24 protein-coding genes are annotated in these 24,272 nt (G+C 55.0%); 18 read left to right on the plus strand and 6 right to left on the minus strand.

Going from position 1 to position 24,272, the window contains the following annotated elements; genetic code table 11:
- Positions 1–5 precede the first annotated feature (5 nt).
- From artI to ACOTZD_RS11030, 3 genes are all read right to left on the minus strand, one after another.
- On the minus strand, positions 6–737 hold the full coding sequence (artI, locus tag ACOTZD_RS11020; protein ID WP_006174322.1) for an arginine ABC transporter substrate-binding protein ArtI: 732 nt from the start codon (positions 735–737) through the stop codon (positions 6–8).
- A gap of 18 nt (positions 738–755) precedes the next feature.
- Positions 756–1,484 carry an arginine ABC transporter ATP-binding protein ArtP gene (artP, locus tag ACOTZD_RS11025; protein ID WP_006809439.1) on the minus strand — a complete coding sequence of 243 codons (729 nt, stop codon included), beginning with the start codon at positions 1,482–1,484 and terminating at the stop codon, positions 756–758.
- A gap of 226 nt (positions 1,485–1,710) precedes the next feature.
- Positions 1,711–2,229 carry a lipoprotein gene (locus ACOTZD_RS11030; RefSeq protein ID WP_023315717.1) on the minus strand — a complete coding sequence of 173 codons (519 nt, stop codon included), beginning with the start codon at positions 2,227–2,229 and terminating at the stop codon, positions 1,711–1,713.
- A gap of 97 nt (positions 2,230–2,326) precedes the next feature.
- On the opposite strand from ACOTZD_RS11030, the gene ACOTZD_RS11035 reads away from it, so the two are divergent.
- From ACOTZD_RS11035 to ACOTZD_RS11045, 3 genes are all read left to right on the plus strand, one after another.
- Positions 2,327–2,650 carry a heavy metal-binding domain-containing protein gene (locus tag ACOTZD_RS11035; protein WP_003858361.1) on the plus strand — a complete coding sequence of 108 codons (324 nt, stop codon included), beginning with the start codon at positions 2,327–2,329 and terminating at the stop codon, positions 2,648–2,650.
- The gene (locus ACOTZD_RS11040; protein ID WP_045617792.1) at positions 2,647–3,477 is read left to right on the plus strand and encodes an N-acetylmuramoyl-L-alanine amidase; all 831 of its coding nucleotides are present in this window, start codon (positions 2,647–2,649) and stop codon (positions 3,475–3,477) included. The genes ACOTZD_RS11035 and ACOTZD_RS11040 overlap by 4 nt, the downstream gene beginning before the upstream one ends.
- A 269-nt stretch (positions 3,478–3,746) precedes the next feature.
- A complete protein-coding gene (locus ACOTZD_RS11045; protein ID WP_022650695.1) occupies positions 3,747–4,370 on the plus strand; it encodes a helix-turn-helix domain-containing protein in 624 nt (207 codons plus the stop codon).
- 3 nt (positions 4,371–4,373) lie between these two features.
- On the opposite strand, the gene ACOTZD_RS11050 is transcribed toward ACOTZD_RS11045, so the two are convergent.
- Positions 4,374–5,006 carry a hypothetical protein gene (locus ACOTZD_RS11050; RefSeq protein ID WP_023315719.1) on the minus strand — a complete coding sequence of 211 codons (633 nt, stop codon included), beginning with the start codon at positions 5,004–5,006 and terminating at the stop codon, positions 4,374–4,376.
- Positions 5,006–6,568: an ExeA family protein gene (locus ACOTZD_RS11055; RefSeq protein ID WP_047053861.1), complete on the minus strand. Its 1,563-nt coding sequence runs from the start codon at positions 6,566–6,568 to the stop codon at positions 5,006–5,008. The genes ACOTZD_RS11050 and ACOTZD_RS11055 overlap by 1 nt, the downstream gene beginning before the upstream one ends.
- A gap of 300 nt (positions 6,569–6,868) precedes the next feature.
- Here ACOTZD_RS11055 and gspC point away from each other — a divergent pair, with 300 nt between their 5' ends.
- The 15 genes from gspC (at position 6,869) to ACOTZD_RS11130 (ending at position 23,089) form a co-directional block, all read left to right on the plus strand.
- Complete coding sequence (gene gspC / locus ACOTZD_RS11060; protein ID WP_063855805.1) at positions 6,869–7,600, plus strand: type II secretion system protein GspC; 732 nt, start codon at positions 6,869–6,871, stop codon at positions 7,598–7,600.
- A gap of 13 nt (positions 7,601–7,613) precedes the next feature.
- On the plus strand, positions 7,614–9,536 hold the full coding sequence (gspD, locus tag ACOTZD_RS11065) for a type II secretion system secretin GspD (RefSeq protein ID WP_022650699.1): 1,923 nt from the start codon (positions 7,614–7,616) through the stop codon (positions 9,534–9,536).
- Positions 9,537–9,550: 14 nt separating this feature from the next.
- Positions 9,551–11,029, plus strand: coding sequence for a type II secretion system ATPase GspE (gspE, locus tag ACOTZD_RS11070; RefSeq protein ID WP_045337398.1), 1,479 nt, complete (start codon positions 9,551–9,553; stop codon positions 11,027–11,029).
- A complete protein-coding gene (gene gspF / locus ACOTZD_RS11075) occupies positions 11,029–12,237 on the plus strand; it encodes a type II secretion system inner membrane protein GspF (protein ID WP_174402389.1) in 1,209 nt (402 codons plus the stop codon). The genes gspE and gspF overlap by 1 nt, the downstream gene beginning before the upstream one ends.
- Before the next feature lie 3 nt (positions 12,238–12,240).
- On the plus strand, positions 12,241–12,690 hold the full coding sequence (gspG, locus tag ACOTZD_RS11080) for a type II secretion system major pseudopilin GspG (protein WP_003858352.1): 450 nt from the start codon (positions 12,241–12,243) through the stop codon (positions 12,688–12,690).
- Positions 12,690–13,175: a type II secretion system minor pseudopilin GspH gene (gene gspH, locus ACOTZD_RS11085; protein WP_023315725.1), complete on the plus strand. Its 486-nt coding sequence runs from the start codon at positions 12,690–12,692 to the stop codon at positions 13,173–13,175. Before gspG ends, gspH begins: the two co-directional genes overlap by 1 nt.
- Positions 13,168–13,548, plus strand: coding sequence for a type II secretion system minor pseudopilin GspI (gene gspI / locus ACOTZD_RS11090; protein ID WP_048209018.1), 381 nt, complete (start codon positions 13,168–13,170; stop codon positions 13,546–13,548). Before gspH ends, gspI begins: the two co-directional genes overlap by 8 nt.
- Positions 13,545–14,204, plus strand: coding sequence for a type II secretion system minor pseudopilin GspJ (gene gspJ / locus ACOTZD_RS11095; RefSeq protein ID WP_058675255.1), 660 nt, complete (start codon positions 13,545–13,547; stop codon positions 14,202–14,204). Before gspI ends, gspJ begins: the two co-directional genes overlap by 4 nt.
- On the plus strand, positions 14,201–15,211 hold the full coding sequence (gene gspK / locus ACOTZD_RS11100) for a type II secretion system minor pseudopilin GspK (RefSeq protein ID WP_023315728.1): 1,011 nt from the start codon (positions 14,201–14,203) through the stop codon (positions 15,209–15,211). Before gspJ ends, gspK begins: the two co-directional genes overlap by 4 nt.
- A gap of 15 nt (positions 15,212–15,226) precedes the next feature.
- A complete protein-coding gene (gene gspL / locus ACOTZD_RS11105) occupies positions 15,227–16,360 on the plus strand; it encodes a type II secretion system protein GspL (RefSeq protein ID WP_048209015.1) in 1,134 nt (377 codons plus the stop codon).
- Positions 16,357–16,842 carry a type II secretion system protein GspM gene (gene gspM, locus ACOTZD_RS11110; RefSeq protein ID WP_022650705.1) on the plus strand — a complete coding sequence of 162 codons (486 nt, stop codon included), beginning with the start codon at positions 16,357–16,359 and terminating at the stop codon, positions 16,840–16,842. The genes gspL and gspM overlap by 4 nt, the downstream gene beginning before the upstream one ends.
- The gene (locus ACOTZD_RS11115) at positions 16,839–17,636 is read left to right on the plus strand and encodes a prepilin peptidase (protein ID WP_022650706.1); all 798 of its coding nucleotides are present in this window, start codon (positions 16,839–16,841) and stop codon (positions 17,634–17,636) included. Before gspM ends, ACOTZD_RS11115 begins: the two co-directional genes overlap by 4 nt.
- A gap of 253 nt (positions 17,637–17,889) precedes the next feature.
- Positions 17,890–20,592, plus strand: coding sequence for a glycosyl hydrolase family 18 protein (locus ACOTZD_RS11120; RefSeq protein ID WP_171854412.1), 2,703 nt, complete (start codon positions 17,890–17,892; stop codon positions 20,590–20,592).
- A gap of 101 nt (positions 20,593–20,693) precedes the next feature.
- Entirely contained in the window at positions 20,694–21,134 is a 441-nt protein-coding gene (gene iagB, locus ACOTZD_RS11125) for a type III secretion system invasion protein IagB (protein ID WP_022650708.1), read from the plus strand.
- Positions 21,135–21,268: 134 nt separating this feature from the next.
- A complete protein-coding gene (locus tag ACOTZD_RS11130; RefSeq protein ID WP_174402390.1) occupies positions 21,269–23,089 on the plus strand; it encodes a chitinase in 1,821 nt (606 codons plus the stop codon).
- Between the two features lie 145 nt (positions 23,090–23,234).
- Here the strand turns inward: ACOTZD_RS11130 and ACOTZD_RS11135 are convergent, their stop codons facing one another.
- Positions 23,235–24,248 carry an NAD-dependent epimerase/dehydratase family protein gene (locus tag ACOTZD_RS11135; RefSeq protein ID WP_032661724.1) on the minus strand — a complete coding sequence of 338 codons (1,014 nt, stop codon included), beginning with the start codon at positions 24,246–24,248 and terminating at the stop codon, positions 23,235–23,237.
- Positions 24,249–24,272: the final 24 nt, after the last annotated feature.

Genomic DNA, 24,272 nt, shown 5'->3' on the forward strand with positions numbered 1-24,272 from the left:
AGGAATTACTTCTGGAACCATTTTTTGTAGATGGTTTCGTAGGTGCCGTCTTTCTTCACTTTTTCCAGCGCAGCGTTGAATTTCTGCTGCAACTCGGTGTTGCCCTGACGTACGGCAATACCCAGACCTGTACCGAAGTAGTCTTTATCGGTCACCTTGTCACCCACGGCAGCCAGCTTGTCGTTCGCTTTCAGCCATTCAGTCACGACAGCCGTATCCCCGAACACCGCATCGATACGACCGTTTTGCAGGTCCAGTTTCGCATTCTGGTAGCTGTCATACGGCACGGTGGTGATTTCCGGGTGCTTATCCATGATGAATTTCTGGTGCGTGGTGCCGTTCTGCACGCCGACTTTCTTGCCTTTCAGCAGGTCAACGGAGGCGTATTTACCTTTCTGACCGATGAACAGCGCCGAGTTGTCGTAGTAAGGGGTGGTGAACAGAACCTGCTTCTCACGCTCCGGTGTGATGTCCATACCGGCCATTACGGCGTCGATACGGCGGAACTTCAGGCTTGGGATCAGGCTGTCGAACGCCTGGTTGCTGAAGGTACAGGTCGCGTCGATCTCTTTACACAGGGCATTTGCCAGGTCCACGTCGAAGCCAACAATCTTGTTGTTCGCATCAATGGATTCAAACGGAGGGTAGGACGCTTCAGTGGCGAAACGGATGGTCTGGGCTGCGGTAGCGGAAAGGCTGACGCTAGCAAGCAGCGCGGCAATCAATACTTTTTTCATTATAATTTCCCTAACACATCAGTGTGATAAGTAGTTTTTGAAGGCATCGGTTTGCGGGTTAGTGAAGCAGCTCGCGTCACCCTGCTCAACGATATACCCGTTTTCCATATAGACCACGCGGCTGGCGGTTTTGCGCGCCACTTCCACCTCGTGGGTCACGATGACCTGGGTAATGTTGGTTTCCGCCAGCTCACGAATGATACTCACGATCTGGGCAGTAATTTCCGGGTCCAGCGCCGCGGTCGGCTCATCGAACAGCAGCACCGCTGGCTCCATCATCAGCGCACGGGCGATCGCCACACGCTGTTGCTGACCACCAGAGAGATGCAGAGGATAACGGTCGCTGTACGGTTTCAGACGCAGACGTTCCAGCAGCTTTTCAGCACGCGCCATCGCCTGGTCTTTGCTTAAGCCAAGCACGCGGCACGGGGCTTCAATCAGGTTTTGCACCACCGTCAGATGCGGCCAGAGATTGTATTGCTGGAAAACCATGCCCACGTTTTGACGCAGTTCACGAATCGCTTTATCAGAAGGGGTTTTCGCGAAGTCAAAATGGTTACCGGCGATGGCCAGCGTTCCCGAACGGGGCATTTCAAGCAGATTTAAAACACGCAGAAGGGAGCTTTTTCCCGCGCCGCTTGGGCCAAGCAAAACCAGCGTTTCGCCCTCCGGGCAACTCAGCGTAATGTCGAACAGCGCCTGGTGTGCGCCGTAGAAGCAGTTAATGCCGTTTAGTTTAATACTCATCGGGGCAGTCTTTACTCATCCAGGCAAACTATAGCAATTGAGGCCGCAGATAGTACCGTTGACAGAATAGTTATGCAATATTTATGCGTTAAAAGTTAAATATAACCCGTGTTTACTCTTAAACATAGCACAAAATAGCGACGGGAAAGGGGGGCGAGTATAAATGTCGGCATTCCGCCTGAAATGCCGGACATTTTACGGGGTTAACGTTTATTTAACGGATGCGTTAGCGGTTCTCAATCGACTGGCGAAGGGTGCCTGCCGGGGCATGAACGCTGCCGCCAATGTAGCGTACATCATCTACTGCCCAGCACTGGCCTTCACGGATCATCAGCACCTCATCCTGCCAGGTTTGCGTCCCCTGGGTTAGCTTCACGCGCAGGGGAATATTGCGTGCGTCGGTATTTGGAATGGTGGATGCGCTGGCGACGTCGGCGCTGTCCGGCAGCGTGGCGCGGCTTGAGAACGGATCGGATGACAGCAGGGCGTTATGCTGCGGATCGCGCGAAGCGTCGGTGAGCAGTTTCGCCAGATTATCGCTCAGGTACGGGCGCAGGGCGGTCAGGTCATTACCGCGATGCTGAATACGGTAATCATAAAATTGTTGCGCCACGGCGTCCGGGCCACCCTCAATACAAGGGCCGCTGCGGGTTCCGATATCCTTAAAGGCTGGCGTGACCGGCGTTGTGCAGGCGCTGAGCACCAGCGCGCATGGCACTAAAAGCGTTAAAGCAGAGTAGCGCATGTTGATTTCCTTATTTATTAACTATCCTTTCAATCATAGCGTAACGAACCGATAATGCAGTTGCTAACGCATTGAACGCTAAAGAAGGAGAGAAAGTATGCAGTTTTCAACAACGCCAACCCTGGAAGGTCAACCGATTACCGAGTACTGCGGCGTGGTCACCGGTGAGGCGATTCTGGGCGCGAACATATTCCGGGACTTCTTTGCCGGCATTCGGGATATCGTCGGGGGTCGCTCCGGCGCGTACGAGAAAGAGCTGCGTAAAGCGCGTGACATTGCGTTTAAGGAGCTGGGCGAGCAGGCCAAAGCGCTGGGCGCGGATGCGGTGGTAGGTATTGATATCGACTACGAAACGGTCGGGAAAGATGCCAGCATGCTGATGGTGAGCGTAAGCGGTACGGCGGTGAAAACCCGTCGATGAAGCGTTCGCTCTCAACCCTCCTGCTGGCGATATTGCTGGCAGGATGCGCCTCGGAAGAGGGCATCGTTGATAAAGGCGCGTACGATCTGGATACGCGCCATCAGGCGCAGGCGGCCTACCCGCGTATAAAGGTGCTGGTTATTCACTACACCGCCGACGATTTCGACACCTCGCTTGCGACCCTGACCGATAAAAACGTCAGCTCTCACTATCTCATTCCCGCAAAGCCCCCAGCACCACAGGGCAAACCGCGTATCTGGCAGCTGGTCCCGGAGAGCGAGCTGGCCTGGCATGCGGGCATCAGCTTCTGGCGTGGCACCAACCGCATAAATGATACCTCCGTCGGCATTGAGCTGGAAAACCGCGGCTGGCGGCAAACCGATGGCGTGAAAACCTTTACCCCCTTCGAACCGGGGCAAATTGCGGCGCTGATCCCGCTTGCCAGAGATATCATCGCCCGCTACGACATAAAACCGCAGAACGTGGTGGCACACTCGGATATCGCCCCGCAGCGCAAAGACGATCCTGGCCCGATGTTTCCGTGGCGCGAGCTGGCGCAGCAGGGTATCGGGGCCTGGCCCGATCCGGCGCGGGTGAATTTTTATATCAACGGCCGACCGCATTATCAGCAGGTTGATACCGCAGCGCTGCTCGATCTGCTGGCGCGCTACGGTTACGAGGTGCCAGAAAACAGCACGCCCGCACAGCAAAAACGCATCATCATGGTTTTCCAGATGCATTTCCGCCCGCAGTTATGGAATGGCGTAGCGGATGTGGAAACCATGGCGATTGCCGAAGCACTTTTAGAGAAATACGGGCAGGGGTAAACCTTCGGATTACCCCCGAGTGAGTATATTTTCTTAAGTTTCTATCAGATTAATCCTAAGTACAAACTCATTTCATTTTTAGTTAATTGACTTAAAATTATCCCGATTTAAGATGGACACATAGCGCGCTAAGTAATGTAGCGAATTAATCAAAAACTTTACTCTTTTATTTTTATTCTTGAGATTTTCATCAGGTAAAAATTTATGGTTCGGCGTAAATGCCGCAGCCATCTTATTTTAAAAAATCACATCTTAAATCGGGTATAACAATGTTAAGCATCTATGGAAAAAAATTACGTCCACAATATGAAATGGAAAGAATTATTTCTGCAACCGCAGGCGTTGAAGAAAAAACGTTAAAGAAATGGCAGAAAATTTCCACTACTGATTCCGGTTACATTCATGTCATCGTCAGCGGCGAAGTCGAATTTCGACGTGAATCTGACGAACTGTGCATGTTTACTGTCACCGGACAATGCCTTTTCGGCCTATCGTCAATGTATTACAACGCCACCCATATGTACGGCCTTGTCCGGACGAATACGGTCGTTCGCTCGATCAAGAAAGAGGTCTTCGCCCAGCTGATGACCGAAAAAAATCTGTGGCCTGACCTGACCAAAGTCCTTTCCTGGTACATATGCGTGATGAGCAAACGTGATGATGTTCTGGTTGCCCGCAGTGCGTATTCTGTTGTTCGTGAATTTTTATATGAGATTAACGATCTGACTGTTCATCAGCAACGTGATATTAACGTTTATGATTACATTCAGGAATACACTAACCTCGCACGTAGTACTATTATCAAAATCCTCTCCGATCTGAAAAAAGGTCAATATATTGTGGTGGAAAAAGGTCGATTGCTTAACCTCACCGCACTGCCTGAAAAATATTAATACTTACTCCCGCTGTTCTCCTTTCTCACTCAAAGGAGAACGGCTATTTCCACTGTTTTTTACACTCGCTTGTGAATTATCCTGCGTTTCGTCAACCGGCGGCGCGGGAATTTTTCCTTGAGAATAATCCTGCTCCTGCTCTTTTAATGCCTGCTTAAATAATTCCGTTAATGATGACTCTTCACTGCTCGTGCTGGCGGGGGCGATATCGTGCTCATGCGCCTCGGTTCCGGGTAAGGTATCCCGCGAGGTATCGTGCGGCACCGCGCCCTCGGGCGCCTGCTGCCAGTCGGCATCATCACTGCTGATCGGCAGATCCTGCATCGGTGGAACATCAACATGCACTGGCGCAACTTTAGGCTGCGGATGCGGGAACGGTTTACTCACGTACACGTAATGCATTTCCGAAAGCTGCGTTTCCGGTTTGGCAACGCTGGCGTTGACCGGTTCAGGTGCCGGGTGGCGCAGGTTCCAGTAGACGTGCATATACAGGCCGACAACCAGCATGGCGCAAAGCCCGACCAGCCATAACGCTGTTTTGCCGAATACGTTTTTCAGGCTGGGGAGGCGGTACGAAAACCAGACCGCTTCCCCGGTTGTATAGCTGCGCTGGGCCGCAAGGCAGATGGTCGACATTAGGCTTTCTTCTCCTGCATTTTTGCGTCCGGGGTGGTGCGGGTTGCCTGAATCAGTACGCCCGGCGTGCTGTTGGTCACGCGCATCAGCTGCATCAGCGTTTCTTCACCGGGGATGCCATCCACGTGCAGATGCATTTTTTGCTGGAACTCGCGGGTGCGTTTCATCATTTCTGCGGTCCAGATCCGGGCATGCGTTTCGGGCTGGCTCAACGCGATGCTTAACTGCTGATCGAGCCAGACCATGTCTTTGCTGTCGCTGGCCGTGCCGATCGCGTCTTTTCCTTCCGGTGTCAGGCGGTGCAACTGGGTGAAGTTGCCGGTCGCATGCCGGTTAAACCAGCTGCGGCTTACCTGCCAGGTCCGGTTATTCATTAACAAGTCAATTGATGTATCTCCGACCCTGGCGACCACTGCATAGTTAAGGTGACCGCTGGTTTTCAGCTCACTGACCCACGGATACCCTTCCTGCGCCAGCGTCTGCGGGGACGCGTTCCCCTGTTTACACATCAGGTTCACTTTAGCGGCGTTCTGGCACAGCGCATCGTCGGCCGAGGCGTCATACCCCCACATGAGATAAAGCTGATGCATCGCATCCGGCTGATTAACTATTTCGTTGTCGATAACCGGCACTACGGCTGCCTCAGGTTTTGGCGTCTGCTGTTTCCAGCTGACGGGCACCGGCAGCTGGATCGGCAGGCGCGCGCCGATCGACGAGGTAAAATACCAGCCGCAGGCGGCAAATAGCACGGACGCAAACAGCCCCACGGTTGCCAGGCGCTTACCGTGTTTTTTGGCGGGCAGGATCTCTCCCGCCGCCAGACGTAAATGGCGTGGGCTGACCTGCGCCGCGCGTTCCGTCCAGGCGGCGAGCATTGACAGGTGTGCCAGCGCGTTCAGTTTGCTGATGTTGCCTTTGGTCAGCGTGTGCATTTTGCGCACGCGGGCAGGCGGCAACGGCGAATGTTCACAGTCGTGTTCTTCGCACTGCGCCTGCACATAGCTCAGGTATTCGCGGCAGGTGAGGGGGCGCAGGACATGATGTGTGTGCGTATATTCGCGCAGTTCAGGTTGCTTTAGCAGGCGTTCCTGCTCCGCAGCACCCGTCAGCACCACGGCGAGCCGGAAGTTCAGCTCCTGGGCGCGCGTGAGCAGCGTTCCCAGGACTTCACGGCAGCTCTCCTTCATGGCTTCGGAATGGGCGATGGTCAGCACTCTGGATTTTGCTTTCCCCTCCTGCCACTGGCGCAGGACGGCATCCACCGCCTGCATGCGATCTTTAATCGCTTTCGTTCCCGGGTTGAGTTTGTACAGCAGGCTACTGGCACTCAGTTTGGGAAACGCGTTGATGGCAATAACGGTATTGCTGCTGGCTTTCAGCGCGTCGATGAAGTGGCTCAGAAGCGGAGCGTCGTCGCAAAAAAGCCCGATAATACCCGCCAGCTGGGTTTTCTCTTTCAGCAGGTTGAACACGTCCTGATGATAAGGCACCAGAAAATCACCGGATAAACGGGTGATTGTCCTGAATGGCGGATTTTTAAAATTAAAGTGGCTCTGATACATAACGACTGACCGTCTCTGATTAGGAATAGCAACAGCAGCAGAAAGTAAGGTAATGCCCCTGAGCGGTCAATTTGCAGACAGGGTAAAAATATCCAGCTGGCCGCGCCTAACATCTGGATTTTATACGGTCAATATTTTTCTGTATGAAAGTTGGTGGCGAAGTCAGTGGTCGTATTTGCAACAGCTTATTACTATTTTCCTCCATATTGGCGCAGTATGACGCTGCTTATTTTTGCTTTGCTATAGGCCGGATAAAAAATGAGGTTCTCATTTCTGTCACGGTGGATAACGCCTTGTATTATGTTTGCGCTGCTCATTTTTAGCGGCCAGCAAGGGTATCTCACCTTAAAAGATTATAAAAAAGTTACGAATAAGTTGGCTAAAGCTGATCTACAGCCGCTGAAAAAAACGCGTGAAGATAAACCCTTCACGCTTTTTACGGCTGCCGTCCGTCAGGAGAACTTAGCGGATGCGGCAAAAGCCCCGCTGGCAGCGGAGATAGAGGGCATTGTGCGCAGTGATGACGCCTGGCTCTCCTTTGCTGTTATCAAAACCCCAGGCGGTCAGCGAAGCTACCGTGAGGGTGAACCTCTCGCCGGATTTAACGACGCATTTATTCAGGAAATAAACAAAGATAATGTGGTGGTTAATTATGAAGGTGCTACGCAGGTACTGGCGTTAAATAAACCGGACTATTTTAAGGGGGGCGTGGATAGCGGCCCGGTTACAAAATCGACGAAAGATGCTGGCGCAGAAAGTTTGCATCTTGATGATTATCTGGTGTTAAAACCCATCATTGAAAAAGGCCGACTGGAAGGCTACAGGATAAATCCAAGGAATGCCTCCGCCTTTTACAGTCAGTCAGGTCTGGAAAAAGGCGATGTGGCGGTTCAGGTTAACTCTGTCGATATGACCGATGAAGCAAAAGCGAAAAGCATTATTGCCAACTGGTCGAAAATGAAAGAAGCGGATGTCGTCGTGCGGCGTCACGCTCACCTTGAAAATATTCGGGTTAATGTTCTAAACAATTAACAAGTGTGCAGACATGAAAAAATTTCCCTGGGCGTGCGTGGCGCTGACCGCATTGTCGTTATATTCCAGTTCGCTGCTTGCAGCTAACTTTAGCGCGAGTTTTAAAAATACTGATATTCGCGAGTTTATCGATACGGTAGGCCGCAATCTCAACAAAACCATTCTGGTCGACCCGTCCGTCCAGGGCACCGTCTCGGTCCGAACCTACAACGTGCTGACAGAAGATGAGTACTACCAATTCTTTCTGAGCGTGCTGGATCTCTACGGCCTGTCGGTGATCCCGTTGGACAACGGCATGGTCAAAGTGGTGCGCTCAAGCGTGGCGCGTACCGCCGGTGCGCCGCTGGCAGACAGCAAGAACCCGGGCAAAGGTGATGAGATCATCACCCGCGTGGTGCGCATGGAAAACGTACCCGTTCGCGAGCTGGCCCCGCTGCTGCGTCAGCTCAACGATGCCACTGGCATCGGGAACGTGGTGCACTTTGAGCCGTCCAACGTCCTGCTGTTAACCGGTAAAGCCTCGGTGGTGAACCGCCTGGTGGATCTGGTGCAGCGCGTCGATAAAGACGGTATTCAGCGCCGCGAAATCATCCCGCTGCGCTTTGCCTCTGCCAAAGAACTTTCGGATATGTTGAACAACCTCAACAACGAAGAGCAGAAAGGGCAGAACGCGCCGCAGCTGGCGACCAAGGTGGTGGCGGATGACGAAACCAACAGCCTGGTGATCAGCGGTTCGGAAGATGCGCGCGCGCGGACCCGCTCCCTGATCCATCAGCTGGATCGCGAGCAGAACAACGAGGGGAATACCCGCGTCTTCTACCTCAAATATGCCAGCGCCACCAAAGTGGTGCCGGTGCTGACCGGGATTGGCGAGCAGCTGAAAGACAAGCCGGGCGCGGCCAAAGCGAAAACCGCGAGCGCCTCAACCGATCTGAATATCACCGCCGACGAGTCAACCAACTCCCTGGTGATCACTGCGCAGCCTAATGTGATGAACTCCCTGGAGAAGGTGATCGACAAGCTGGATATTCGCCGTCCGCAGGTGCTGGTGGAAGCGATCATTGCCGAAGTGCAGGACGGCAACGGCCTGGATCTTGGGGTGCAGTGGACCAGCAAGCACGGCGGCGTGCAGTTTGGCGCTACCGGCCTGCCAATCAGCCAGATTAAAAATGGCACCATGAAAGGGGCGAGCTTCACGGGCCTTGCGACCGGCTTCTTTAACGGTGATTTCGGTGCGCTGATGACCGCGCTCTCCACCAACGGCAAAAACGACATCCTCTCCACGCCAAGCGTGGTCACGCTGGATAACAAAGAAGCGTCATTCAACGTCGGTCAGGATGTGCCGGTGCTTTCCGGTTCGCAAACCACCAGCGGCGACAACGTGTTTAACTCCGTTGAGCGTAAAACCGTCGGTACCAAGCTGAAGATTGTGCCGCAAATCAACGATGGCGACATGATCCACCTGAAGATTGAGCAGGAAGTGTCCAGCGTTGACAACAGCGCGACGGAAGATTCCAGCCTCGGCCCAACCTTCAACACGCGCACGATCAATAACGAAGTGATGGTTCACAGTGGCCAGACGGTGGTGCTCGGCGGCCTGATGGAAAATGTGACCAAACAGTCCGTCTCCAAAGTGCCGCTGCTCGGCGATATCCCGCTGGTCGGGCAGCTGTTCCGCTACACCTCGCAGGATACCTCTAAACGCAACCTGATGGTGTTTATTCATACCACCGTCCTGCGTGACGACGACAACTACAGCGCAGCCTCGAAAGAGAAATATGACCAGATCCGGGTGCGCCAGATGCAGCGCGTGGAAGAGAAAAAGCTCGGTATTGTTGAGCCGAGCGACAACGCCGTCCTGCCCGCGTTTCCTTCAGCAAGCCCTCACGTCGCACCGGTGAAAACCTCCGCGGCACGCAATCCGTTTAAAGAGTAAGGCGGAGGGATACCGTGGACGAACTGAGTAAATCCCTGTGTAGCAGCAACTACGCAAAATATAACGGCGTTCTGCTTTACAACAATGACGTCTATATCCGTGAGGACACCCCGGCGTTAGCACTGCTGGAGGTGCGCCGGGTGCTTGGACGCGCGTTCGTCCCGATCACCCTGGCGCCGGAAGCGTTTGATGAGATGCTGGCCAAAATCTGGCAGCAGAGCAGCGGCGTGTCGCAGCAGCTGGTGGACGACATGGACGCGGATATCGATCTGATGGCGTTAACCGAGGAGATCCCGGATAACGAAGATCTGCTCGATAACGACGAAAACTCGCCGGTGATCCGCCTGATCAACGCCATTCTCGGCGAGGCGGTGAAGGACGGCGCGTCGGATATTCATATCGAAACCTTCGAGCGCACCCTGAGCATTCGCTTTCGCGTTGACGGCGTGCTGCGCCCGGTGCTGCAACCGGCGCGTAAGCTCGCCCCGCTGCTGGTATCGCGAATCAAGGTGATGTCGAAACTCGACATCGCCGAGAAACGTCTCCCCCAGGATGGCCGTATCTCCCTGCGCATCGGTCGCAAGGCGATCGACGTGCGTGTGTCGACCATTCCGTCCCAGTACGGCGAGCGCGTGGTGATGCGCCTGCTCGATAAAAGCAATCTCAAGCCCGACATCAACAAGCTGGGGCTGATTGATGAAGAACTGGAGAAGCTGAAAGGGCTGATCGAACGCCCGCACGGGATCATCCTCGTTACCGGCCCGACGGGTTCCGGTAAAAGCACCACGCTGTACGCCATTCTTTCAGCGCTGAACGGCCACGAACGCAACATTCTGACCGTGGAAGATCCGATTGAGTACGAGCTGGAAGGGGTGGGGCAGACGCAGGTTAACCCGCGCGTGGACATGACCTTTGCCCGCGGGCTGCGCGCCATTCTGCGTCAGGACCCGGACGTGGTAATGATCGGGGAAATTCGTGACGGTGAGACCGCCCAGATTGCGGTGCAGGCGTCGCTGACCGGTCACCTGGTGATGTCGACGCTGCACACCAACAGTGCCGCAGGGGCGATAACCCGTCTGCGGGATATGGGGCTGGAGTCCTTCTTAATCGGTTCATCGTTGCTCGGTGTCATTGCCCAGCGTCTGGTGCGTCGGCTGTGTACGCACTGCCGGACCACCAGTCCGCTGGACGCCAATGAAAAAGCGCTGTTCAGCTTTATGGACGCGCCGCCAGAAGCGATTTACCGCGCGGTGGGGTGCGAACACTGCCGTCAGAGCGGCTATCAGGGCCGCGCCGGTATTCATGAATTTCTGGTGGTGGACAGCGCCATGCGCCGCGCCATCCATGAAGATAAGGACGAAATGTCCCTCGAAACGCAGCTCTTTAAGCAGGCCTACAGCCTGCGTGAAAACGGGCTGCTGAAGGTGATCGGCGGCGTGACGTCTCTGGAAGAGGTCATGCGCGTCACCGCCGAGCGTGGGGGGGATGCATAATGGCTTTCTACGCCTGGACAGCGACGGATGCCGCGGGGAAAACCCAGCGCGGGACGTTACAGGCCGAGGGGCAGAAGCAGGTTCGCCAGTGGCTTCGCGAGCAAAAACTGATGCCCGTCAGCATTACCGAAACCCGCGAAACGGCGGCTGGCGGGAAAGCGAAAACCGGGGTGAAGCTCTCCACTCCGGTGCTGTCGATGTTTACCCGTCAGCTTTCGACGCTGGTCAACGCCGCGCTGCCGCTGGAGAGCGCGCTGAAGGCGATCTCGAAGCAGACGGAAGACAAAAAGCTGGCGGCGATGGTGGTGGAGATCCGCGAGAAGGTGGTGGAAGGCCACACCCTGTTCGATGCCTTCAGCCAGTTCCCGCGCACCTTCGACAAGCTTTACTGCACGCTGGTGATGGCCGGGGAGAAAACCGGTCACCTGGGCGACGTGCTGGAGAAGCTGGCGGAGTACAACGAGCAGCGCCAGAAAATGAAAAGTAAGCTGACGCAGGCGATGGTCTACCCGATAACCCTCACCGTGGTCGCCATCGCGGTCATCAGCATCCTGCTGGTGGCGGTGGTGCCGCAGGTGATCGAGCAGTTCACTCACATGAAGCAGCAGCTGCCGATCACCACCCGGACGCTGATTGCGGTAAGTGATTTCCTGCAAGCCTGGGGCATTTATATTGTGGGCATTCTGGGGGGCGGCTTTATCGGCTTCAAAACCTGGCTGAGGAATGCCAAAAACCGTTTTCACTGGCACAGCTGGCTGGTGAACGGCTCGCCGATTAAAAAGCTGGTCTGCGCCATCAACAGCGCCCGCTATATCCGTACCCTGAGTATTTTGCAGGCCAGTAGCGTGCCGCTGCTGGAGGGGATGTATATCGCGATGGACGGTATCGAAAACCGCTATGCCCGGCAGGTGCTGGAGCAGGCCGCCGACACCGTGCGCCAGGGGGCGTCGCTGTATGCGGCGCTGGAACAGGCGAAATTATTCCCGCCCACCATGCTGTATATGATTGCCTCCGGTGAAGAGAGCGGGGAATTAGGTAATTTAATGGATCGCGCGGCGGAAAATCAGGAATCGGCCTTACAACATCGAATTACATTAACGCTGTCGGTCTTTGAACCGGCGCTGGTGGTATCCATGGCGACGATTGTTTTATTCATCGTGCTTTCAATATTACAACCGCTTCTGCAACTTAATAATATGGTAGGTTAAATCATGGCTTTAAAACGTAAAAACCTGGCTCGCCAGGCGGGCTTCACATTGCTCGAATTAATGGTGGTCATTGTTATTCTCGGCGTACTGGCGAGTATGGTAGTGCCAAATTTAATGGGCAATAAGGAAAAAGCCGATACGCAAAAAGCAACCAGCGATATTGTCGCGCTCGAAGGCTCGCTGGATATGTACAAGCTGGATAACCACCGCTACCCGACCACAGAGCAGGGTTTGCAGGCGCTGGTGACCAAACCTGAAATCGCGCCAATCCCGAACGGCTACCGCACGGACGGCTATATCCGTCGCCTGCCGCAGGACCCCTGGGGCAATGATTATCTGCTGGTGAGCCCGGGTGAACACGGCGCGGTGGACGTCTTCTCAGCCGGTCCGGACGGCGAAGCCAATACCGCCGATGACATTACCAACTGGTCTCTGGATAAGAAAGAGAAATAATGAAAAATCAACGCGGCTTTACGTTGCTGGAAATTATTCTGGCGCTGGTGATATTTGCCAGTTGCGCCATGATGGTGGTGTCCACCATTCCTTCGCGCAGCGGCGCGGATATATTTGGCCAGCAATTAAAAGCGCTCGTTGATTATGGTTCAGACCGTGCGGTGATGGACGGAAATATTGTCGGGCTGGTGATCGCCACCGATAAATATCAGCTGGTGACGATCGCCGATGAAAATGGCGAGCGTCACTGGGTGCCATTATCTGCCGGACGCATTTCCACCAAAGGTGATTTTCCGGAAGAGATGCATGTGTCGCTCTCGCCGCAGCGCCTGGCCGCGACGGTGACGTCCGAGCCGCAGGTGATCTTTTTACCGGACGGTGAAATCAGCCGCTTTACGCTGACGCTGCAAAGTTATGACAAACAGCACCATTTCCGCGTGGTGTCGCAAGGTGCGGCGCCGGTATCGGTAGAAAACGATGGCTAACGGCAACAAAAAGCAAAAGGGGATGACGCTGCTGGAGGTGATGGTCGCTCTGGTGATTTTCTCCACCGCCGCGCTGGCGCTGATGAACTCGGTCTCCCTGAACGTGCGTTTTACCCATGGCCTGGCCGATACCTTGCAGGCCACTTGGGTGGCGGAAAACCAGCTGGCGGAAGCACAGCTCACGAAAACCGACTTCCCGGATGCTGAACAGCAGGGGACGGAAATCATGGGCGGGCGCAGCTGGAACTGGCGTAAGCAGCGGGTGAAAACCGCCGACAACGTCTGGGCGAATACAATACGCGTGTATGCGGAAGGCGATGAGAGCCAGCCGGTTATTTCCCTGCATATCATTCCGCCGGGAGAGAGCAAGTGAAGAAAACGCGACGCCAGCGCGGATTTACCCTGCTGGAGATCATGATTGCGCTGACTATCTTCGCGGTGATCAGCACCCTGGCCTGGCAAATTCTGGACGGCGCGATGCGTACCAGTTCGGCGACGGATGCCAGCGCCGCAAAGCTCAACCAGCTTCAGCGCGCCTGGAGTCTGATGGAGCGTGATTTTTTCCAGCTTCAGGCGCGCGCCCCGCGTAATGAGCCGGAGCTGTTTCGTCAGGCGGGCGATGCCCTTGAACTGACCACCCTGAATGGCGTGAGCGGAACGGTCCAGCTGGAGCGCGTGCGCTGGCGGCTGGAAGAGGGGTGTTTGTATCGCGACGTCTGGCCGGTCATTGACGGCCCGGCGGACGTTAAGCCTGACGAAGTGCCGATTGTCAGCGGCGTTAAATCATTGCAGTGGCGGTTTTATCGTCAGGGCTGGCTGAAAAGCTGGAGCGACGCCGCCCATCTGCCGGACGGCGTGGAGGTTACGTTGACGATGGAAAACGGGGATACCTGGCGCTGGGTATTCACCACGCCGGGTGATATGCAGGAGGTGGCCGCTGCCGCGGCGCCAGAGAAAGCCGCCGACGCGCCTGGGACGCCCCCGGATGCAGCCCCTGCGCCTGCCCCTTCGCCGGAGACCAGACCATGAAGCGGATCCGTCAACAACAGGGCGTAGCCCTGCTGGTGGTGCTGATTTTGCTGGTGATGATGTCGGCGCTGGCCGCCAAAATCAGCCAGCAGTTCTGCCGTAATTTGCAGAAAACGCATTATCAGGTAAGCCAGCAGCAGCTGCGCTGGGCGATGCAGGCCCAGGAAAAAGTGGTGAAGGACCGGTTACAGACCGACGCCAGTGGCGAGAGCAAGCCGCTGGCGCTGGACGGCGACTGGCATCAGCCGCTGGAGACGCAGGGTGAAGATTACACGGTCGTGAGCCAGGTGGAAGATGCGCAGGACTGCTTTAACGTCAATAACCTGTTGACCGCCGACATCGCACCCCAGGGGCAAAGCGCTCCCGCGGTGGCGGAAACACCGCGTAAAGCGCGGATTGTAGAACAACTTCTGACGGAAAGTGGGCTCAGTCCGGGCACGGCGGAGGCGGTCTATTTCCAGCTGGTGGATTATCTCGATGGTGACAGCACCACGGCGAAGGAGGGGGCCGAAAGCGATGCGTGGGCTGGCGTCGTGCCCGCGCGGCAACCGGCAAATCAGATGATGCGCAGCATCGCGGAAATCAAACTGCTGCCGGCGTTCCCTGTTACGGCATATCCAAAGGTGAGCAAGCTGTTATGCGCGCTGCCGGACGCCGCCAGCAAGGTGGACGTGAACACCCTGCAACCGGAACAGGCCGCCGTGCTGGCGGCCATGTTCCCGGGAAAACTCACGCGGGATGACGCCGTTCGCCTGCTGGATTCGCGTCCGGAATCGGGCTGGGAAAATATGGAAGCGTTCAGCAAAGCGCTGGAGCAGGCCTTCCCGCAGTTAAAAGACGATCTCCCGCAGGTGGTGGATCAATTTTCTATAAACAGCCGGTACTTCCGCGTGAATTACACCGGCAATACCGATGAATTAACGCTTCGCGTGGTCAGCCAGCTTCAGGTGAATAACGAAGCCGGTGAGATCGTGACGTGGCAGCGTCGTTACCGAATGATTGAATAAGAAAAGTAGAACGTTATGAAACAGGTACTTTTTGTTCGTCCCGACAGCCGCGAGGGCGGGAAAATAATGTGGTGTGAGTCCGGCAGCGAGCGCGTCGAGGTGGTCGACAGCCTGGAGATGCTGGCCGAACACCCCCTGGCTACGCGCGTTTGTCTCCTGTTACCCGCCAGCGACATGATTTTCCGCCATTTTAGGCTACCGAAAAAGGTGGCTTCTCAGGGAATGGCCTTCTCGTGGATGGCAGAAGAGACGCTGATTGGCGACGTGGACAACCTCCACTGGACGGTACTCCACAAAAAAGGCGCCGACGTCGACGCCGTGGCCATTGACGCCGACCGCCTGCGCGCAACATTAACCCGCTGTCAGGAGGCCGGATTAAACGTGATTCAGGCCCTGCCTGATGCCTGGCTCCTGCCCGTGACGGCAGGGGGCAGCACGCTGGTCGCGCAGGATGATGGCTACTGGCTGCGTTTATCGCCCCATGTGGCGGGTGAAATGGAGGCAACCCTGCTGCCGCTGTTAATGCAGAAAGCCGGGGTCGGGGAAGTGTGGTGTTACGGCGATGCGCCTGCGAAGGTGCACATTGACGTGCAGCATGCCTGGCAGCATCCGCTGGCGCTGATCCAGCCGCAGTGGCAAACCTGTCGCGTTAACCTGCTTCACGGTGAATTCAGCCTTAAGGCCGGTCATGGGCGGGCAGCGAAAAGGATGAAAGCCGCGATGGTGGCGGCGGGCGTGCTGTCTGTTGGTCTGCTGCTGGGGCCACGCATTGCGATGGCCTGGATGCTGGTGCAGCAGGAAAATCGGGTGCAGCAGGAGATCGTCCAGGTTTATCAGCACCATTTCCCCAGCATGCGGCAGCAGACCAATATCAAATATCACTTTGGCCAAAGCCTGAAAAAACAGAGCAAGGGGTTCTTTCTTCAGCTTGAGGAGCTGGAGAAAGCCCGGCAGTCAGTCCCTGCGATGGAGATCGATCTGCTGGAATACGATGCGCAGCAAAACACCCTGACGCTGAGCGTCAGCGCGCAAAACCAGCCCGCGTTGCAGGCGTTTGTTAACCAGACCAGTGAGAATTTTGATTTTACCTTACAGCCTGTTTCAACAACCGAACCGTATACCGCCATGATCGCAGGGAAACATAAATGAAAGAGCGAATCGCACAGCTGAAAGCGCGCTATCAGAATTACAGCGCCCGGGAAAAAATCATTTTAAAAATATGTGCCGTTGCCATTGTGGGGGCAGCGGTGTATTACACAGGAGTGATCCCCTTGGATAATATGATTAAAAATAGTAAATCGACACTTAAAAGACAAAAAGAGACGCTTAACTGGATGCGCAGTGAAATTGATAAAAATCATCTTCAGATCCAGTTAGTCAAAACGGATAATCCGCGTACGGTGGTCGAGAATAGCGCCCATGAAATTAACCTTTCGCTGACGGATGTGCGCCAGGAGGGGCAAACTTTATCGTTCGTGGTGAATCGGGTTAATGTGTATGAATTAAAAAGCTGGCTGCGTGAAATTAATCAGACCACCGGTGTGAGATTGCAAAAAATAAACCTCACGCCGGTTGACCACCTCAGCGATGTGAAAGCGCAGGTGCAACTCACCTGGGCAAAAAACGCATGAATACCTTCGCGCTGATGCGGGATGCCTTTCCGGTAGGGTTCCCGATAATGAGTGCGATCCTGGGCGGCATTGTGGGCAGTTTTCTTGGCGTTGTCGCCGAACGCGTACCGGGGATGGTGATGGATGAGGAGGGGAGCGGTAATCTGCTCATTCCGGCCTCGCACTGTCCGGTGTGCCAGCATGCGCTCGCCGCGTGGGAAAACATCCCGCTGCTCAGCTGGCTTTTATTACGGGGGCGCTGCCACCAGTGCGGCAGCGCGATCCCGCTGCGACTCTTTCTGGTCGAACTGATCTCCGCCTTGTTTTTTGGCATCACGGCCTGGTGCATGCCGGACGTTCAGGCACTGTTCTCTTTGTGGTTACTGGCGGCTTTTTTACTGCCGCTGGCCATGATCGACTGGCAGCACCAGTTGCTTCCGGACTGCCTGACCCAGCCGCTGCTGTGGGCAGGTCTCTTGCTTCATGTGTTTGACCACACGTTGCCGCTACGCGATGCGCTGTTCGGCGCGGTGGCGGGCTATCTGTCGCTCTGGCTGCTCTACTGGGCTTTTCGTCTGATCACGGGACGAGAAGGTCTGGGTTACGGGGATTTTAAGCTACTGGCGGCGCTGGGCGCCTGGTGCGGCTGGCAGGCGTTGCCCTCTATTGAACTGGCGGCAGCGTTAAGCGGTATTGTCGGTTATTTCGCCGTAAATAATTTAAATAAAAATAACCTCACTATTTCTTTTGGTCCTTATCTCGCCTTTGCTGGAATAGGGGTTTTTATTAGTCAGCAAATTGCTTTCACATTTTAAATATACAGGTCAAGATTTTTTATAAATCTTTTTGATGGAGGAAGGAAAGGACGATCCTTTACGCTCAGTGTATCGTAAGAGATATAAGCTACACGGGATTTGGCTTGTATCTTTTAATGGAGGAATACAACGCAGCAACAATTTTTTGTTCACGGCACTCACGTTGGTTAAATACGCATTACGCGAAACGCATCCATGATCTCACGGAAGACATGGGTTACTACGTTATAAATAAATTTATCAGGAAATAAAAATGAAATTTATGAAGCCAAAATATCTGGCGCTCTTTATTGCGGCGGCAACCAGCTCCGCATTTGCAGCAGCGCCAGGTGCACCGACGATCGGCTATGGCAATGACAAATTTGCCCTGGTGGAAGTGGATCAGGCTGCACAGGATTATAACAATCTTGTCAAAGTGCATAACGATGGCGTGGATGTAAAAGTTGAGTGGAACGTCTGGAGTGGTGATGCGCCAACTTCTGCGAAAGTTCTGCTGGACGGACAGACCGTATGGACCGGCGCAGCCGGTGCGACGGGCTCTGCAACGTTTAAAGTGAAAAAAGGCGGGCGTTATCAGGAACAGGTTGAAGTCTGTAATGCCAGCGGCTGTGCGAAAAGCGCCAGTAAGCTGATTATTGTGGCTGACACCGACGGTAGCCACCTGCTGCCGCTGAATACGTCTCTCCAGGAGAACAACAAAGCGTTCGCGAAGCATACCGATAAAGTGGTTGCGGCCTACTTCCCGGAATGGGGCGTTTACGACCGTAACTTCCCGGTTGATAAGATCCCTGCGGCAAACCTCAACCACATTCTGTACGGCTTCATTCCAATCTGTGGCGGTGACGGCATCAACGACGGCCTGAAAACCATTGAAGGTGGTAACAGCTTCCGCGTGCTTCAGAACGACTGTAAGGGCCGTCCTGACTTTACCGTGGCGATCCACGACCCATGGGCTGCGCTGCAAAAACCACAGGCTGGCGTCTCCAACTGGGATGATCCGTACAAAGGTAACTTTGGCCAGCTGATGGCGCTGAAAAAAGCGCATCCAGGCCTGAAAGTGCTGCCATCTATCGGCGGCTGGACGCTTTCCGATCCGTTCTTCCACATGGGCGACCCGGCTATCCGAGCACGCTTTGTCTCTTCTGTGAAAGATTTCCTCCAGACGTGGAAATTCTTTGACGGCGTGGATATCGACTGGGAATTCCCGGGAGGTGGCGGTGTAACCGAAAACCTGGGTAACCCGCAGCAGGATAAAGCGACCTATACCGCACTGATGCACGACCTGCGCACCATGCTGAACGAGCTGTCTGCACAGACGGGCCGTACCTATGAACTGACCAGCGCCATCGGTGCAGGCCGCGATAAGATCGAAGACGTGGATTACACCACGGCTCAGCAGTATCTCGACCACATCTTCCTGATGAGCTACGACTTCTACGGCGGCTGGAGCAACACCGTTCTCGGCCACCAGGCTGCGCTGCGTGCGCCAGCATGGCGTCCGGACACTGATTACACCACTGAAAACGGCGTTAACGCGCTGCTTGCGCAGGGTGTACAGCCAGGCAAGATCGTGGTGGGTGCGGGCATGTATGGCCGCGGCTGGACCGGCGTGCATGGCTACACCGGTGACAATCCATTCACCGGTACGGCAACCGGCATGGTGAAAGGCACCTGGGAACCGGGCGTGGTTGACTATCGTCAGATCGTGAACGAATACAAAGGCAAACCGGGCTGGGAATACGGCTACGACACGACCGCTGAAGCCCCTTACGTCTTCAACAAATCCACCGGCGACCTGATCTCGTATGAAGATGCGCGTTCAACCACGGCGAAAGGCAAGTATGTTCTGGCCAATAAACTGGGCGGTCTGTTCGCGTGGTCTATCGACTCTGATACCGGCGACATTCTGAATGCGATGAACGAAAGCCTGCTGGGCGGCGACTCGACTCCGGTTGATCCGGTGGTCACCAACCACGCGCCAATCGCGTCCTCTGCCGATCAGAACGTGTCTGGCCCGGCAACCGTCACGCTCGATGGCTCTGCTTCCAGCGATCCTGATGGCGATGCGATTACCTACAAATGGACTCAGGTCTCTGGTCCGTCTGTCACCATCAACAACAGCACCAAAGCGAAAGCGACCTTCAATGTTGCGGCAGCGAACACCGACCAGACCATGACGTTCCGCCTGACGGTGACCGATGCAAAAGGCCTGAGCAACGCGATTGATGTCCAGGTGGTGAACAAGGCACCGAAAGCTAACCAGGCACCGGTTTTAAACCCAATGGAAGCGATCACGCTTGAATCTGGTGAAACCTATGCGCTGCATGCCCAGGCTGCGGACCCAGACGGTGATGCGCTGACCTACGCCTGGAGCGTACCAGCAGATATGCACGCCACCGGAACTGACTCCGCGAACGTGAATATCACGGCGCCGGAAGTGAGCTCGACGTCTACCTACACCCTGAGCGTGGTAGTGAGCGACGGTAAGACCAGCGTGCAGTCTAACGTCCAGGTTACCGTGAATCCGAAAGCGGCGCCTGCACCGGTACCTGCTGACGAAGACACTAACCCGGTGGATGACGTTACCCCTCCGGCTGATGATGTGACTCCTCCGTCTGACAAAGGAAGCTGCGATGCACCTGTGGATGCTAACGCCAGCAAATACGCGGCGTGGGAATCCAGCAAAATCTACAACGGTGGCGATACCGTAAGCTTCGACCATCTGGTGTGGAAAGCGAAGTACTGGACTCAGGGCAATCAGCCTGGCTTCGGTGTGGATGCATGGGAGCTGGTGAGCAACGTGAAGATGAACTGGCGTTCTGACCTGGTCTACAACGGCGGCGACACTACCACCTATGAAGGTAACGTTTACCGTGCGAAATGGTGGACCCGTGGTGATAACCCAGCCAACAGCGACGTATGGGTAAAAGAAGGCGCATCAACAGATTGCAAATAATCTAACCCATTAATCACTCCCCCTTTAGAGGGGGAGTGATTCAAAATTCATTTTACAGGATGTTGGTAAGGAGAAATAACCGAAACTGTCAGCAGGTAAAAATGAAAAAGTTAATTTTGTTGTTATTGATAATAAGCCAAAGCGCACTGGCAAATTGTTGGGATAAAGCGGCGCATTATTATCATGTCGATCCTTATTTACTGTACGCGATAGCGAATGTGGAATCCGGAATGAATCCGTATGCGGTTGGGCAAAACCGCGATGGCACGCGGGATGTCGGGCTGATGCAAATCAACAGTTCGCATTTTACCGCGCTGGAAAGCAGAGGCATCGACGAATATCGATTAATCACGGAGCCGTGTACTTCGATCATGGTCGGGGCTTCTATCCTTTCCGGGATGATCAGGGTGTATGGCTACAACTGGGAAGCCGTTGGCGCGTATAACGCCGGACTGAAAAAAGAAAATTATCCGCAGAGGATGAAATATGCCCATAAGGTCTGGGCCAAATATCAGCAACTGAAATTAGCGGCACGTTATTAACGTTTTTTATTTTTGAAGAATTCCTGAAGGTGTTCTTCGAAAAGTGAAAACAGCTGAATGTGGTTTATGTATTAACGGAGTAATACCTAAGCCGGGATATTAACATTTAATTTGAAACGAACAGGAAAACTGAAATGAACAAAAGGACGTTACTGAGTGTACTCATTGCGGGAGCCTGCGTGGCGCCATTCATGGCCCAGGCTGCGAATCTGAAGGAGACCAGCAGTGAGCCGTACACCATCAAAGCCAGCGATCTGGCGAAGAAAGAGAAGGAACTGACGGACTTCCCGCTGATGGCTTCGGTTAAAGAGACCATCCAGACGCTGGATAACGCGCAGGTCGAACTGATTGAGCCAGGCCGGGCGGCGAACCCGGACAACGTTAAACGCGTTGAAGGGATTGTGAAAGCCAGCGACTGGGAATATCTCTTCCCGCTGCGCGCCCAGGCCTATACCTACAGCAACTTCCTGAAAGCCGTGGGTAAATTCCCGGCGCTGTGTAAAACCTATAATGACGGTCGTGACAGCGACGCCATCTGTCGCAAAGAGCTGGCCACCATGTTTGCCCACTTTGCCCAGGAAACTGGCGGCCACGAAAGCTGGCGTCCGGAAGCCGAATGGCGTCAGGCGCTGGTCCACGTACGTGAAATGGGCTGGAGCGAAGGGCAGAAGGGCGGTTATAACGGCGAATGTAACCCGGACGTCTGGCAAGGACAGACCTGGCCTTGCGGTAAAGATAAAGACGGCGATTTCCTGAGCTATTTCGGACGCGGTGCGAAACAGTTGTCTTACAACTACAACTACGGTCCATTCTCTGAAGCGATGTACGGCGACGTGCGTACGCTGCTCGACAAACCTGAGCTGGTGGCGGACACCTGGCTAAACCTGGCGAGTGCGATCTTCTTCTTCGCCTATCCGCAGCCGCCAAAACCAAGCATGTTGCAGGTGATCGACGGTACATGGCAGCCGAACGACCACGATAAAGCCAACGGTCTGGTTCCGGGCTTTGGTGTGACCACCCAGATCATCAACGGCGGCGTTGAGTGCGGCGGCCCGACTGAAATTGCGCAGTCTCAGAACCGTATCAAATACTACAAAGAGTTTGCAAACTACCTGAAAGTGCCTGTTCCGGCGAACGAAGTGTTGGGTTGCGCCAACATGAAGCAGTTCGACGAAGGTGGCGCAGGCGCCCTGAAGATTTACTGGGAACAGGACTGGGGATGGAGCGCGGATACCCCGGACGGCAAAACCTACTCTTGCCAGCTGGTGGGCTACCAGACTCCGTTCAGCGCCTTTAAAGAAGGTGACTACAGCAAGTGCGTGCAGAAGTTCTTTAACGTGAAAATCGTTAACGATGATAGTTCTTCCGTTACCCCGGACGAAACCCCGGTCACGCCAACACCGACGCCATCTGGCGATGAAACGCCAGCGCCAACACCAACGCCGGATGAAACCCCGGTCGAACCTGTTGTGGTGAACCACGCGCCGGTTGCGCAGATTGCCGGTCCGATCGGTGCAGTGGAAGCAGGTGCGCAGGTTTCTCTGAGTGCGGAAGGCTCCACCGATCCTGATGGCAACAAACTGACGTATACCTGGCGTTCCCAGGATGGTCAGACTGTTACCGGTCAGGACAAAGCGGTTGTGACCTTCACAGCGCCAGAGTCTGCGACGGCGCAGCAGTATGAAGTGAGCCTGACCGTCAGCGATGGCGAGCTGAGCAGCACCACGTCTTACCTGCTGAACGTGAAAGCGAAAGCGGCAACGCCATCCGGAGAAGATACGTCTTACCCGGCATGGAGCGCGAACAGCAAGTACAACGCCGGTGATATCGTGAACAACCACGGTAAACTGTTCCAGTGCAAACCGTTCCCGTACAGCGGCTGGTGTAACAACTCTCCAACGTACTATGAACCAGGCGCAGGTCTGGCATGGGCTGAAGCCTGGACGGCTCTGTAAAAGCAAACGGCAACCCCCAGGGTTGCCGTTTTAGTGTCTGCACCCTCTCCCTGTGGGAGAGGGACGGGGTGAGGGCATCAGTCCGCACTCTCTGTTTTTTGCAGGGTGGCGCTGCGCTTACCCGGCCTACATGAGGCTGGAACGCTTACCGGTGCAACTTCCCGTGATCCCGTAACCACGCCGCCGTACGCACTATCCCTTCATCCAGCGAGACAATCGGTTTATATCCCAGCTCGTTCTCCGCCCGAGAAATATCCAGCGTAAAATCAAAGTTGAGCTTCGACACACCGTAATGCGTCAGCGCAGGCTCTTTCGCCGATTTGCTGCCAAAACGCTCCATGCTGCGGGCAATCATGTCCAGCATTGGGTAGGGAACGGAACGGATCCGGCAGTCGATTTTTAATTCGTCAATTAGCCTTTGCACAATGCTGCGCAGGGTACAGGGTTCGCCGTTGGTGATGTTATACGCGCGCCCCGACACCAGCTTATCGCACTCCGGCTGGCTCGCCAGCCACATGGCGTGAACGGCATTTTCGTAATAGGTCATGTCCACCAGCGCATCGCCGCCGCGCGGTAACAGCACGCTGCCGTAGTGATGCATCATCTGGGCCAGTCGCGGGATAAAGACTTTGTCGTGCGGCCCAAACAGGCTCTGCGGACGCAGCACGGTAAAGCGGGTGTGCGGGTTTGACTGGGCCAGCAGGTCGATCACCTCTTCGCCCGCCGCTTTACTGCGGGCAAACTCACAGGCAAAGCGCGCCGGGCGGAAATTTTCCTGAATATCACGATGGTGGTGATAGTCGAAATAGAGCGACGGAGAGGAAATATGAATAAAGTTACGCACGCCCCAGGCGACGGCCCATTCACCCAGACGGCGCGTGGCGCGCACGTTGGCGAGATCAAAGGCTTCCTGGGTACCCCACGGGGAGGTAAAACTGGAGCAGTGCCACAGCGTATCGATACCGGCGAGCATCACTTTGGCCTGAGAGGAGACCAGCTCCGTCAGATCGGCATGGACAAATTCAGCGCCCATTTTTTGCAGGAGCTTACCCATCGCCTCATTGCGACCGGTGGCCCTCACGCTGATGCCTTTGTTGCGCAGAAACTCGACCGCATTTCGGCCTAAGCCGCTGGTCGCCCCGGTAACCAGTACCTTCATAACAATCCACTGTGTTGAAAAGAA

This window comes from Enterobacter cloacae complex sp. SHL022 (genome assembly GCF_049237785.1).
GTDB classification, from domain to species: Bacteria; Pseudomonadota; Gammaproteobacteria; order Enterobacterales; family Enterobacteriaceae; genus Enterobacter; species Enterobacter hormaechei_C.

Coding starts and splice junctions, on each gene's coding strand:
- ACOTZD_RS11050 (WP_023315719.1), bottom strand. CDS start 5,006: ATGTCGACCATCTGCCTTGCGGCCCAGCGCAGCTATACAACCGGGGAA.
- gspK (WP_023315728.1), top strand. CDS start 14,201: ATGAAGCGGATCCGTCAACAACAGGGCGTAGCCCTGCTGGTGGTGCTG.
- gspL (WP_048209015.1), top strand. CDS start 15,227: ATGAAACAGGTACTTTTTGTTCGTCCCGACAGCCGCGAGGGCGGGAAA.
- iagB (WP_022650708.1), top strand. CDS start 20,694: ATGAAAAAGTTAATTTTGTTGTTATTGATAATAAGCCAAAGCGCACTG.
- ACOTZD_RS11055 (WP_047053861.1), bottom strand. CDS start 6,568: ATGTATCAGAGCCACTTTAATTTTAAAAATCCGCCATTCAGGACAATC.
- ACOTZD_RS11030 (WP_023315717.1), bottom strand. CDS start 2,229: ATGCGCTACTCTGCTTTAACGCTTTTAGTGCCATGCGCGCTGGTGCTC.
- gspC (WP_063855805.1), top strand. CDS start 6,869: ATGTTTGCGCTGCTCATTTTTAGCGGCCAGCAAGGGTATCTCACCTTA.
- gspM (WP_022650705.1), top strand. CDS start 16,357: ATGAAAGAGCGAATCGCACAGCTGAAAGCGCGCTATCAGAATTACAGC.
- artP (WP_006809439.1), bottom strand. CDS start 1,484: ATGAGTATTAAACTAAACGGCATTAACTGCTTCTACGGCGCACACCAG.
- ACOTZD_RS11135 (WP_032661724.1), bottom strand. CDS start 24,248: ATGAAGGTACTGGTTACCGGGGCGACCAGCGGCTTAGGCCGAAATGCG.
- gspF (WP_174402389.1), top strand. CDS start 11,029: ATGGCTTTCTACGCCTGGACAGCGACGGATGCCGCGGGGAAAACCCAG.
- ACOTZD_RS11115 (WP_022650706.1), top strand. CDS start 16,839: ATGAATACCTTCGCGCTGATGCGGGATGCCTTTCCGGTAGGGTTCCCG.
- gspH (WP_023315725.1), top strand. CDS start 12,690: ATGAAAAATCAACGCGGCTTTACGTTGCTGGAAATTATTCTGGCGCTG.
- ACOTZD_RS11035 (WP_003858361.1), top strand. CDS start 2,327: ATGCAGTTTTCAACAACGCCAACCCTGGAAGGTCAACCGATTACCGAG.
- ACOTZD_RS11045 (WP_022650695.1), top strand. CDS start 3,747: ATGTTAAGCATCTATGGAAAAAAATTACGTCCACAATATGAAATGGAA.
- artI (WP_006174322.1), bottom strand. CDS start 737: ATGAAAAAAGTATTGATTGCCGCGCTGCTTGCTAGCGTCAGCCTTTCC.
- ACOTZD_RS11120 (WP_171854412.1), top strand. CDS start 17,890: ATGAAATTTATGAAGCCAAAATATCTGGCGCTCTTTATTGCGGCGGCA.
- gspI (WP_048209018.1), top strand. CDS start 13,168: ATGGCTAACGGCAACAAAAAGCAAAAGGGGATGACGCTGCTGGAGGTG.
- ACOTZD_RS11040 (WP_045617792.1), top strand. CDS start 2,647: ATGAAGCGTTCGCTCTCAACCCTCCTGCTGGCGATATTGCTGGCAGGA.
- ACOTZD_RS11130 (WP_174402390.1), top strand. CDS start 21,269: ATGAACAAAAGGACGTTACTGAGTGTACTCATTGCGGGAGCCTGCGTG.
- gspD (WP_022650699.1), top strand. CDS start 7,614: ATGAAAAAATTTCCCTGGGCGTGCGTGGCGCTGACCGCATTGTCGTTA.
- gspG (WP_003858352.1), top strand. CDS start 12,241: ATGGCTTTAAAACGTAAAAACCTGGCTCGCCAGGCGGGCTTCACATTG.